The 12,250-nt window shown below is 35.8% G+C and carries 12 protein-coding genes; 9 read left to right on the forward strand and 3 right to left on the reverse strand.

The features are described from left to right. Positions 1 to 88 precede the first annotated feature (88 nt). Genes D6734_08730 through D6734_08760 form a run of 7 tightly spaced genes read left to right on the forward strand, consistent with a single transcriptional unit; the run spans position 89 to position 4,099 of the window. Complete coding sequence (locus D6734_08730; protein RMF94008.1) at positions 89 to 295, forward strand: hypothetical protein; 207 nt, start codon at positions 89 to 91, stop codon at positions 293 to 295. 60 nt (positions 296 to 355) lie between these two features. Beyond that, the gene (locus D6734_08735) at positions 356 to 577 is read left to right on the forward strand and encodes a NifU family protein (protein ID RMF94009.1); all 222 of its coding nucleotides are present in this window, start codon (positions 356 to 358) and stop codon (positions 575 to 577) included. A 37-nt stretch (positions 578 to 614) separates the two neighbouring features. After that, positions 615 to 1,037 carry a hypothetical protein gene (locus D6734_08740; GenBank protein RMF94010.1) on the forward strand — a complete coding sequence of 141 codons (423 nt, stop codon included), beginning with the start codon at positions 615 to 617 and terminating at the stop codon, positions 1,035 to 1,037. Between the two features lie 18 nt (positions 1,038 to 1,055). Further along, entirely contained in the window at positions 1,056 to 2,240 is a 1,185-nt protein-coding gene (gene nifS / locus D6734_08745; GenBank protein ID RMF94011.1) for a cysteine desulfurase NifS, read from the forward strand. A 24-nt stretch (positions 2,241 to 2,264) separates the two neighbouring features. Beyond that, complete coding sequence (gene nifU / locus D6734_08750; protein ID RMF94012.1) at positions 2,265 to 2,645, forward strand: Fe-S cluster assembly scaffold protein NifU; 381 nt, start codon at positions 2,265 to 2,267, stop codon at positions 2,643 to 2,645. A 13-nt stretch (positions 2,646 to 2,658) separates the two neighbouring features. Beyond that, positions 2,659 to 2,892, forward strand: a complete 234-nt coding sequence (locus D6734_08755) for a sulfurtransferase TusA family protein (GenBank protein RMF94013.1) — start codon at positions 2,659 to 2,661, stop codon at positions 2,890 to 2,892. Positions 2,893 to 2,914: 22 nt separating this feature from the next. Further along, entirely contained in the window at positions 2,915 to 4,099 is a 1,185-nt protein-coding gene (locus D6734_08760; GenBank protein RMF94014.1) for a radical SAM protein, read from the forward strand. Positions 4,100 to 4,352: 253 nt separating this feature from the next. Here D6734_08760 and D6734_08765 read toward each other — a convergent pair whose 3' ends face one another. Next, positions 4,353 to 5,693, reverse strand: coding sequence for a hypothetical protein (locus tag D6734_08765; protein RMF94015.1), 1,341 nt, complete (start codon positions 5,691 to 5,693; stop codon positions 4,353 to 4,355). Positions 5,694 to 5,701: 8 nt separating this feature from the next. Next, positions 5,702 to 6,712 (reverse strand): hypothetical protein, encoded by a 1,011-nt coding sequence (locus D6734_08770; protein ID RMF94016.1) that lies wholly within the window; start codon positions 6,710 to 6,712, stop codon positions 5,702 to 5,704. A gap of 214 nt (positions 6,713 to 6,926) precedes the next feature. On the opposite strand from D6734_08770, the gene D6734_08775 reads away from it, so the two are divergent. After that, on the forward strand, positions 6,927 to 8,672 hold the full coding sequence (locus D6734_08775; GenBank protein ID RMF94017.1) for an NAD+ synthase: 1,746 nt from the start codon (positions 6,927 to 6,929) through the stop codon (positions 8,670 to 8,672). Between the two features lie 5 nt (positions 8,673 to 8,677). On the opposite strand, the gene D6734_08780 is transcribed toward D6734_08775, so the two are convergent. After that, on the reverse strand, positions 8,678 to 11,176 hold the full coding sequence (locus D6734_08780) for a GspE/PulE family protein (protein RMF94018.1): 2,499 nt from the start codon (positions 11,174 to 11,176) through the stop codon (positions 8,678 to 8,680). 275 nt (positions 11,177 to 11,451) lie between these two features. On the opposite strand from D6734_08780, the gene D6734_08785 reads away from it, so the two are divergent. Beyond that, the coding region (locus D6734_08785; GenBank protein RMF94019.1) for a hypothetical protein at positions 11,452 to 12,250 on the forward strand (799 nt) is incomplete at its 3' end.

Consider the following 12,250-nt stretch of genomic DNA (forward strand, 5'->3'; position numbering starts at 1 on the left):
GACTAAAATTTTGGAATAATCTGAGGGATTTTTCGATAATTCTTGAAAAAAACACAAATAGTTAATAGTGTATTAGAAAGGAGTAAAAATGCTTGATGAAAATGTCAAAGTTGTTGATGCTATAAGAATAGCAATTGAAAGAGAAAAAAAAGCGGTAGAATTTTATGCTCAGGCTGTGAATATAACTAAAGATCCGGGAGCAAAGAAGATGTTTGAACATCTTTTGAATGAAGAGAAGAGACATGTGCAAATATTAGAAGAAGAATATGACAAGAATATAATGACAGAAATGTAACTGTCTGAAAATAAACCATTTATTTATTAAAATGATTTAAATCTTTGAGAGGAAGAAAAAATGATTGAAAAAGTCAAAAGTGTTATAGACAAGATTAGGCCAAGACTTCAAATGGATGGCGGCGATATTGAATTAGTTAGCATAGAAGACAATGTTGTAAAAGTGAAACTTCAAGGCGCCTGTCACGGATGCCCCGGCGCCCAAATGACATTAAAAATGGGCGTAGAAAGAATGATTAAGGAGGAAGTGCCAGAAATCAAAGAAGTTATATCTGTAGAATAATCATATTGTATTTGAATAAGCTGGATGATGGACAAAAGTGACTGAGAAAAAGGATAGATTCTTCATTCTTTCTCACAGCAGTAATTATGACCGTTTATACCAAACAATAACCATTGCGGTTACTGCTGCATCTTTGGGAAATGAAGTCTATGTAGTCTTATTCTTCGATGCTCTTCGAAAATTTGTGGAAGGCGAAATGGATAGGGAAGATTTGTCCGATGATATGGGAGCAGAAAAGAAGGAAGTTTATAAAAGGATGAAAACAATGAATCCTATGAGTATGCAGGAAATGATAGATACTGTTAAGCCCCTTGGAAATTTGAAGTTCATCGCTTGCAGTGCAAATGTTGAATTTATGGGATTAGAAAAAGAAAAAGTGTTAGAAAAAGTCGATGAAATTATGGGGCTTCCTACTATATTGAAAATGATGAAAGAAGCAAAAAATCAGCTTTACATTTGATAAATAAGGGGAAGAAGTATGGGTGATAGAATATATATGGATTATGCATCAACGACACCTCAATTGAAAGAAGTAACTGAGGCAATGATGCCATTTTTTGAAGAAGAGTTCGGCAATCCCCAAAATCTTCACTCCTTCGGTGAAGGACCCAAAAAAGCAATTGATGAAGCAAGGGAAAAGGTAGCCAATCTCATTGGTGCTGAACCATCAGAGATTTATTTCACTTCAACTGGCACGGAAAGCAACAATATGGCAATAAAGGGAATAGCTGCAGCGAATCAGAAAAAAGGGAAGCATATAATCAGCACTCAGATTGAGCATCATTCCGTTCTTCACAGTTTGAGGACTCTTGAAAAACAGGGATTTGAAGTAACCTACCTGCCAGTTGATAAATATGGGAGTGTAAATCCGCAAGATGTTGAAAAAGCGTTAAGGGATGATACTATTCTTGTAACAGTAACTCATGCATCAAATGAAATAGGGACCATTGAGCCAATAAGTGAAATCTCCAAAATCTTAAAAGGCAAAAAGATACCTTTTCATACCGATGCGGTGCAAACAGCAGGGACGATTCCAGTTGATGTAAATGAGCTTGGCGTTGACCTTCTTAGTATGGCTGCTCATCAATTTTACGGACCAAAGGGAGTAGCGGCTCTCTATATAAGAAAAGGGACAAGAATCATTCCGATAATCGACGGAGGAATTCAGGAAAACGGAAGAAGAGCAGGCACAGAAAATGTCGCAGGCATCGTGGGAATGGGAAAAGCTTGTGAAATCGCAAAAAGAGAAATGGAATCGAGGATAAAAAAACTGACAGAACTTCGCAACAAACTGATTGAAGGATTAACTTCATCGATCTCCCACTCATATTTGAATGGGCATCCTGAAAAGAGACTACCCGGCAATGCAAATATCTCTTTTGAATACATTGAAGGCGAGTCGATGCTGCTTTTTCTAAATATGCAGGGCATTGCGGCATCGAGCGGTTCTGCTTGTACATCGAGGGCTCTAAAAGCTTCTCATGTGTTGACAGCAATGGGGATACCGCCCGAAATCGCACAGGGGTCTCTGCTTTTTAGTCTTGGTATTTACAATACAGAAGAAGATATAAAAAAGGTGTGCGAAGTGCTTCCTCCTATAGTTGACAGGTTGAGGCAGATGTCTCCTCTCTATGAAGAAGCACAGAAAGCAGGAAAAATTTAGATTTAATAAATAAAGGAGCAAACAATGGAAAAGTATAGTGATAAAGTAATGGACCACTTTATGAATCCCCGCAATGTAGGGGAAATAGAGGATGCTGACGGAGTAGGACAAGTTGGCAATCCTTCCTGCGGAGATATAATGAAGCTTTATATCAAGGTGGAAGACGGTAAAATCGTAGATGCCAAATTTAAGACCTTTGGATGTGGTGCGGCTATAGCTACAAGCTCAATGGTTACAGAAATGGTCATTGGGAAAACAATAGATGAGGCGATGAAGATAACAAAGCAGGCCGTTGCAGATGCGCTCGATGGTTTACCGCCGCAGAAGATGCATTGCTCGAATTTAGCTGCCGACGCTTTAAAGGCGGCAATAGAAGAATATCAGAAAAAAAACAGCAATCAATAAGGAGAATAACTATATGGAAGCAGATGAAGTACTTGATGCAGTAGGACTGTACTGTCCAATGCCAATTCTATTGACTACACAAAAAATCAAAGAACTGAAAAAAGGGCAAATTCTTGAAGTAATCGCAGATGATGAAGGTATTGTGAAAGATATGCCTTCATGGTGCAAAACAACTGGAAATGAATTTCTAAAAATTGAGAAAGAAGATGATCAGTTTCATGTTTTTGTAAAGAAAACAACTGATTAGATTCTCTTCTTGATATGAAATTTTGAAATCGAAAAAAGATACAGAGCTATATCCGGTTTTTGAAGACGGAGTTTATTTAAAATATCTTGAAGAGCCGGCTGTTTATAATATAAAGAATGATGAGCTCTATGAAATCAATGAAGAAGCATTAGATTTCCTAAAAAAATGCAATGGACTCAATCCTCTTTCAAATCTGCAGTATGATGAAGAATTTTTGTCATACTGCATCGATGAAAAACTAATTTCTCTAAAAGAAAAGAAAGAAAAACATTTTCAAAGCCAACCCATAAAAAAACCAACACTCCCTTCACTTCGTTATCTCGAGCTTCAAATCACCGACCGCTGCAACCTCAAATGTAAGCACTGTTATCTTGGAAATCCGAAGAAAAGAGACTTGAAGATAGGAATCATTGAATCGCTCTTCGACCAATTTGAAGAAATTCAGGGATTGAGAATGATTATTTCAGGCGGAGAGCCGCTTCTTCATCCTCGATTTGAAGAAATCAATGAACTTCTAAAAGATAGAAGCTTTAGAGCTATTTTGTTAACTAATGGAACACTTTTAGATGAAGATTTAATTGCAAGAATAAATGTACAGGAGTATCAGATTAGTATTGATGGTTTGGAAGAAGCTCATAATTTTTTAAGGGGCAGAGGAACATTCAAAAAATCGATGCAATCTGTTGAAATGCTTCTCAAAAAGGGTATCGATGTGTCAATCGCCACTATGGCCAATAAAAAAAATGCCAATGATTTTCCCGCAATGGAAAAGATATTCAGGGATATGGGAATAAAGGAATGGTCTGTTGATGTACCTGTTTCTTTGGGATATGCTACCACTTATTCTTCATCAATTCTTCTTTCTCCTAAAGAAGCTTATAAATATCTAAATTTTGGATTTGGAGGTGGACTTTACAATTCATCAGAAGGATATGCCTGCGGGGCCCATCTGTGCGCTGTTACTCCAAATGCAGATGTATGCAAATGTGGTTTCTATTATGACTCTCCATCAGGAAATCTTGAAAAGAAATCACTTAAAGAATGTTGGGAAAAAATTGAGAAAATTAGAATCGACGAAATAGAATGCAGAAACTGTAAAGTTGTAAATGAATGCCGCGGTGGATGCCGTTATCGCGCATCTATGGAAGGCTCAGAAAAAGGAACAGATATAGTCAAATGCTTCTTCTACGGAGTTAAAAATCCATAAATTTTACATTTTTTTTTTGATTATTCCTTGCGGTTTAAAACATTATTAATTATCATAATTTTATTGGACGACTCCTAAAAAACCCCGGGAGGAGGTGATACTGTGAAGATTAGAAAGATTTCAAAATCATCTGCATCAACCTGCAAATGCAAATCATCCTGCTAATTTCCTTATTTTCCATAGTTTATGAGAGGAAGTCTAAGATGGACTTCCTCTTTTTTTTTCAAATGAGGAAAGATTTTTCCTGCCGTTCTTAATAAGCTGACAACTGCAATAGAAACTCTTCCACCATAAGCTGTGTATTGAAATTTCTGTCAAGCTTGTCAGAAAGCTGGCAGGATTTGAAAAAGATATCTTCAAGTTTCTTTAATTTAGATTCACTAAAATTTCTTAACTTCTCGACAATTTCATCAGGAAGAGCAGAATCATCTTCAATGCCTTTCTTAAAGAATATAATATCGCGCAATATTTTTCTGAAACAGGTTAGGAAGAAATCTATTTTTTCAACACCATTGCCTGTTCTTTCATCAAAGATGCCTTCTTCTACAAAACGCGAGAGAAGTAAATTTTCATCCTTCGTATCTCCAAACAACGAATCAAAGGCCAGTTTCTTTATTCTCTCAATATCGAAAAGAGCTATTCCCAACGCTTTGCCGGGACTTCCATCTGAAAATGGATATACTTCATTCCACTTTATCTCGTTCTTGGGAATCTTTTCATTCAAGAGAGAAATAAAATCTCCTTTCTCAAGATAAGAAAACCTTATTGTTTCACACCTTGACTTTATCGTCTGCAACAGCCCACGAGGGTTTGAAGTTATTAAAATCAATATGGAATCATTTGGTGGCTCTTCCAAAGTTTTAAGAAGTGCATCTGCGGCTTCTTCTGTAATGTTATGAGCATTATCTATAATGAATACCTTTTTTCTCCCTTCAGTTGGTTTTAGGTAAATATCCTGAATAATTCCTCGCACACCTCTTCTTCCAATAGGAAGACGGCCATTGTAAACATAATTGTTGAGCATTACAAGCTTTCGAAAAAGCTCAACAGCAAGAGGAGATTTGCTTTTCAGATTTTCAGACAACTTCTCAACACATTGACTATCAATATACAAGCTGCCATCTGATGTATCTTTCGTAAAAAGAATTTCCTTATTCAAATCAATACAGTCAAGTAAGCTATGAGGAAGCCCGCAAAGTGGATTGGGCAAAATAATTCCACATTCCTCCAATGCCTTCAGTGCTTCAGCATATTCTTCTAAAACAGAGTCATCTATATTCTGACCGCTGTAAATTGAATTTAATATTTCTACGCGGTCAATCCAAAGACGCTCATTTAGATTTCTATAAATTCGTATATCAGGAAAGAAAGTATATCTGTTTTTAATAGAGATACAATTTTCACATTTGCCGCATATTTCTCCATTGTTGTCATCAAGGCAATTGATTGCTTTTGCAAAGACTTGGGCTGTCATTTTTTTACCGATTCCGGAAGGTCCCTGAAAAATAAAGGAATGAGGCACAGTTTTTTTCTTCAGTGCATTTTTCAACAAAGCTATCGGTTTTCGATGTCCTTTTATTGTGCTGAAATTCATCTCATTCACTAAACAGAAATCAAAGAAAAAACCATCTTCTCTACAATCAAGTTTTTTGATAATGCAGATGTCTTCAATTCAAAATCCATTCTTGCAAGCACATCTATCGCCTTTTTTGAAGATTCAAAGGAAAAACTTAGAGCAGAAAGCATTAGTTTATAAATATAATAGGGATGTCCTTTTAAAAGATTTGTGCTTTCTGCTGTGTTTTGCGCACAAAAATCTTCCAAAAGAGGATATATTCTATTCTTAAATTCATTATACCTCATCATCCTATTTATTCCTTCCAACCCTGTGCTTTTTAAAAAGCAAAAAACCTGCAGGAAGGAATGAATTCTTTTTGAAAGAAGAGCAATTATTTTCCCATATTCCTCACCATTTTTAATCATTCTATTTAAAAGGTCCAAGGAAAGACTTAAATTTTTATCGCCTACTGCATCGAGAAAATCAAAAATAAGAATTTCATTCGTGGCAACAACCGCTAACTGTACATCTTTCTTTTCTATGACTGTTTTTTCATCAGCAGCAAGAATAAGTTTATCCGCCTCTAAAAGAGTTTTTGTGTAATCAAAATCACATCTTGTCAAAAGCTCTAATAATGCATCATTATCTATTGTATAACCCTTTTCTGAAAAGAAGTTTTTTACAATTTTGGGTAAATCAGACTTCTCCGCCTTTGTTTCCTTCCTAAACTCGAGCAGCTCAGCATTTTTTTTTGCCCAATTATAGAAAAATTTCCTTTTATCTTTTAAGGCTTCCGATAAAATCAATACATAGTTGTCTTCAGGAATTCCCTTCTCTATTTCAGAACAAAACAATTTTTGTTTTTCTTCTGACAACCTGCTTATATCCCAGTCAATCAATGCAACTGCCTTTTTTCCCGGGAAAAAGGGCCTCATCATAATAGATGAAAGAATGTCGGGAATATCAGGAAAATCTTCTTTATAAACTTCAAGGTTGGTAGAAGCATCAGCGCCTAAAAGCGCTTCTACTATAGAATTGAGCGCCTCCTTCATCATTCCTCTCTCATCTCCAACAATTACAATGAGAGAGGCAATATTTCCCTTTGAAATCTTATCAACAATTTTTTTTATTTCTCTGGAAGAAATTTTTGACTACCTCTTTATTTTAAGTTGAACATTATGATAAATATCGATTTGTTTTTGAATTGACAAGCATTAACATTGTAGCATAGTTTTTTTTGCTGAAAACCTTCTTTTTTATTTGAAAAAAATGAAAAGTGTAAGAATTGCAGTTGCGCAAATCAATACGACTGTAGGCGACCTTTCGGGAAATAGTGAAAAGATTATCTCTTATCTTGAAAAAGCTGTCAAACAAAAGGTTGATATTGTTACATTTCCAGAGCTTGCAATCACAGGCTATCCGCCAAAAGATCTGCTCAATAAAAGAAAATTCATTGAAGACAATATTTCAGCTCTCAAAAAAATAAAAGACAGGACAAAAAATATCACTGCCGTTATTGGTTTCGTAAATAAAGAAAATGAGAAGATTTACAATTCCGCTGCAATTGTCAAAGATGGTAAAATCTGCGGCGTTCAGAATAAAATCCATCTTCCCAATTACGATGTTTTCGATGAAAAACGGTATTTCTCCCAAGGGGAAAAAAGCATAATTTTTACATCCACAGAGTTGTCTTTCGGGGTGAGTATCTGTGAAGACATCTGGATTAGAGGATATCCAACGAAGACACAGGCAGAAGCAGGCGCCAATATTTTGATCAACATTTCAGCTTCACCGTATCATATGAGCAAGCCAGCTTTTAGGGAAAAGATGCTTAAAGGAAGGTGCCGTGAAAACTCATCATTCCTAATCTTCAACAACCTTGTGGGCGGACAGGATGACCTTGTTTTTGACGGAAATAGTATGATTATCAACCCGAAGGGAGAAATATTGAATAAGGCAAAACTCTTCGAAGAGGATTTCATTTGGTATGATATAGAAGTAGACGAAAAGAAAGAAAAAACAGAAGCAGAAGAAAAGAGAAAAATAAGAAATCTTGCAGAAAAAAGAATCCGCTTTATACCGATTGAGTTTTCCTTAAAAAAAAGAAGAGGTGTTGTCAAAAGAAAAAGAGGCATTCAATCCCCAAAATCCCTTCCAAAAGCTCAATCAAAATACGAGGAAATCTACAATGCCATAGTCCTTGGCGTAAAAGATTATGTTCATAAAAATGGATTCAAAAAGGTAGTGATAGGATTGAGCGGTGGCATTGATTCATCACTTGTTGCTACTATTGCTGTAGATGCTCTTGGATGCCGAAATGTATTGGGAATTTCTATGCCCACTTCAATATCATCCTCTCATAGCATCGAAGATGCGCAAAAGCTTGCCGAGAATTTATCCATAAAATACAAAGTAATAGAAATACAGAAAATTTTCGAAACATATCTGACAGTGCTTTCTCCAATATTCAAAGGGCGCAAATGGGATGTAACGGAAGAGAATCTTCAAGCAAGAATAAGGGGAAATATTCTGATGGCAGTTTCCAACAAGTTTGGCTACCTCCTTCTTACAACAGGAAATAAATCAGAATTGAGTGTAGGATATGCCACACTTTATGGTGATATGGCAGGAGGATTAGCTGTTATATCAGATGTGCCTAAGACTATGGTATATAAACTTGCCAAATATAGAAATTCTATCTCCCACAAAGAATTGATACCGCGCAGATGTCTCACAAAGCCACCGTCAGCAGAATTAAGGCCAAATCAGAAGGACACGGATTCTCTACCAAAATATGAAGTCCTTGATAAAATACTTCATCTTTATGTGGAAGAAGAAAAATGTTTGGATGAAATTATCAAGGCAGGTATAGATGAAAAAATTGCAAGGGAGATTATTTTGAAAATAGATGGCAATGAATACAAAAGACAGCAGGCGCCGCCCGGAATCAGAATAACTCCTAAAGCATTTGGTTCAGGCAGAAGAATACCTATAACAAATAAATACAGAGGGTAACCAAGTCAGGCTCGGGCAGCTGCTTGCAACGGTGTGGGACGAATAAGCAAATTTTTAAAGAAATCGAAATCAACTATTTCATAAACAAGATTTGATGAATTGTCCTTTCCATTGCCATTATCTTGCGCTTCCGTCACCGATTCAAGATATATGAACAATTCTTTTCCATTGTTTCTAATTACAGCTTCAGCAAAATCTACTGAATGATTGACTCGAAGTTTTATAGCATAGAATATAACGGCTTCAATAAATAGGGACAAATCTATATCATCTTCTCTGAAGTTGTAATACTTTCTGTAATAGACATAATACATATAAATATCTTTCATTGCATCAATTTCATCTTCTATCTGCCTGCAGTTGAGCCGTATTCTAAATACTTCTATTCCATTCCTGCTTTCTCTATCAAATGAATAAAGCATATTTTCAGGAGATATTTTCTCAATATTTTCCTTCTCATCTATACTTTCATCTCTTGCAGGAAGTTCCTCTTTTTTAACTTCATCGGCAGAAACCTCGATGACATCTGATTCATCATCTATTTCATAAATGCTCTTGTTTTCATCTATATCTTCATACTGTCTTTTGGAGACTTCAAAGATTTCATGAAGTTTCCGAGGAATGTACTGGTCAACTTCAGCATGGAAAACTACTCTGTTTATTTCTTCAAGAGTAGTCAATCCACATAGTGCCTTATAAACTCCATCTTCTCTTATTGAGAGGAGGTCGGCTTCATGTCTTGCAATATTTCTTATCTCAGTCGAGGTTTTCTTCTTTAAGATTGCATCCCTTATTGCGTCATTTACAAGGAGCAACTCATGTATAGCAGACCTTCCTTTATAACCTGTATTGTTGCACTTTTCACACCCTTCACCTTTATAAAATTTAAAATTTCTTGCTTCCTGTGGAGATATTTTAAATGAGCGTAGAAGCCCTTTGCTGATAGCTTTATCCTCAACTTTACAATTGGGACAAATAGTTCTAACAAGCCGTTGTGAAACGACAGATACTACTGTGGATGAAACAAGAAATGTATCAATACCCATATCAAGCAAGCGAAGTAGAGCTCCTGTCGTATCATCTGTGTGAAATGATGTTAAAACTTTATGTCCTGTTAGAGCGGCTTGTATTGTTGCTTCGGCTCCTTCATTGTCTCTTATTTCTCCAACCATAAGGACATCAGGGTCCTGACGCATCATTGATTTGATGAAATCCATATATGTCATTCCAAGTTTAGGGTCAAGCTTCCCTTGCACAACACCATCGATCATATATTCAACAGGGTCTTCAACTGTTATAATGGAAAGATTTTTATTATTGAGATAAGCTAATGACGCATAAAGGGTCGTGCTCTTTCCAGAACCTGTTGGTCCAGTTACAAGAATTACGCCAGAAGGATAATCGAGTATTGTTCTGTATCTAAACAGATTGAGTGGAGAAAAACCGAGATTCTCCAAGTCTATCAATGAAGTATGGCGGGCAAGGATTCTTATGACAACAGTTTCTCCAAAGGTGGAAGCATATGTCGATACCCTTAAATCCACCTCCTTGCCCATTATAGAGGCAGTAATTTTTCCATCCTGATGCCTTCTTTTCTCTGCTATATCAAGGCCGCATACCGCTTTTATTCTTGAAGCAATGCTTAATGCCATTGAAATGGGAAGATCGGTTTTATGGAAAAGCACACCGTCTATTCTATATCTCACACGCAGTCTGTTAAGCTGAGGCTCTATATGGATGTCACTTGCTCCTTCCTTGAAGGCATTAAGGATTATGTAGTTAACAATAGATACAGTTTTGTCATCACCCTTTCCAAGGTCAACATTTCCTATTACCAACCGGCCGTAGGCGTTGTATGTCTTCCCTTTTTGTCCATCTAATTTTTTAAGATGATAATTTTCATAGACGAGATTTATAGCTGAAAGAATCTCATTTTTTGAGGCGATTCCTATTACAAGTTTATTTTTTATCCTTGCCTGAATCCCGCTTATTGTCTTCTCATCAAAGGGGTTTGCCATAATAATTGTCGTGCTTTCTTTATCTGAGAAGACAGGAATAAAGGCATTCGCCTCGAGGAATTTTCTATTGAATAGTCGTACAAGATCAAAATCTATGACATTTGAATCAGGCTTCATTCTTGGTATGTCGAACTGTTGGCTAAGGGCAAGCATCAACTCGTCTTCCGTGATATATCCAAGCTCAATAAGCACTTCACCAAGCTTTTTGCCAAGCTCTTTCTGTTTTGCAAGGGCTTCTTCGAGCTGTTTTTCGCTTATAATTTTTGATGAAGTGAGTAGCTCACCCATTCTCATCTGTTTCTTGTACATCTTGAGAATGTTCTTGAGCTCTTGACGAGTTATGAACCCTTCAGCAATGGCTAATTCGCCAAGTGGAGGTTTTTCAGGCAATTCATTCTGTTTTAGAAGAAGATGCTCAAGGTCTTCTTCTGTGAGAAACTTTTCCTTTACAAGAATCTCACCTAATTTTAACTTTTCTCCAATCATATTTATTTGTCAATAGAGACAGAAATAACCTATTGTTTTCTCTGCTTCTATTCGGAAAATTGATAATAGATATTAGATAGATATGAAGTTTGGTCGACAATCTGTGGAAAGAGCTTCCTTTGAACATTAACTTATTGAATTTATTTAATTTTTAAATCTATTTTTGACTACAAAAATCTAAAATAGTCTATTTGTATTTTTTTTGCTATTTTTTACAGATTCAAAGGTAAGGCTTTCATTTTTAAAATTTTCCTGTTAACTTTATCAATTCTGAAATGGTTAAAATTGAGAAGACATCTTCAAAAATTTATCTCCTATTGCTCTCACTCCTTGCAATAGGTATTGTTATTTTCCTTTCAATCAATGACTTCTTTTCTACTAATACCATTTTTGAAAAACATTTTATTACGCTTGATAATTTTCATCAGACACTTCTTTCGGGCAATTTTTTCCCAAAATGGGCATCGCAGTTTGGGAATGGATATGGATATCCTCTTTTTATTTTTCGACCACCGCTAATCTATTGGATACAGGAGATCTTTAAACTTTATTTCATAAATCCCCTAATCTCATCAAAAATATTACTAACCTCCTCATTTATTTTATCAATTATTCTTTTCTTTTATTTTTCATCTTTTTTGTGCGAAAAAAGAGGCGCTTTTGTTTCGTCGATTCTTTTTCTTACTTCCCCTTCAATGATAGATGTCGTTCTTTGCAAAAAGAATTTTGATGAAATATTATCTATTTTTCTTTTCCCTTTGAGCTTGTTTTTTCTTACAAAACTTCTTCTTGTAAATGAAGCAAAGGACAGAGAAAGATTTTTCTTCCCTTTAACATTTTCTTCAACACTTCTTGCCATCTCTAACACTGCATCGCTTTTCTCTGTATTATCGCTCTTTGTTTGGACAGCAATTATTGTGTCGGTAAAAAAAGAGAGTATAAAAAATAGAAATCCTTTTTTTGCGATAATATCCCTTATTACTTCAATAGCTGTATCTTCCTTTTATTGGCTGCCGGCCCTTGTGGAAAAAAAATTCATAAAAGATGGGAATATAATTGTCAGTTCTATGCTCC

The organism is Candidatus Schekmanbacteria bacterium (assembly GCA_003695725.1).
GTDB lineage: Bacteria > Schekmanbacteria > GWA2-38-11 > GWA2-38-11 > J061 > J061.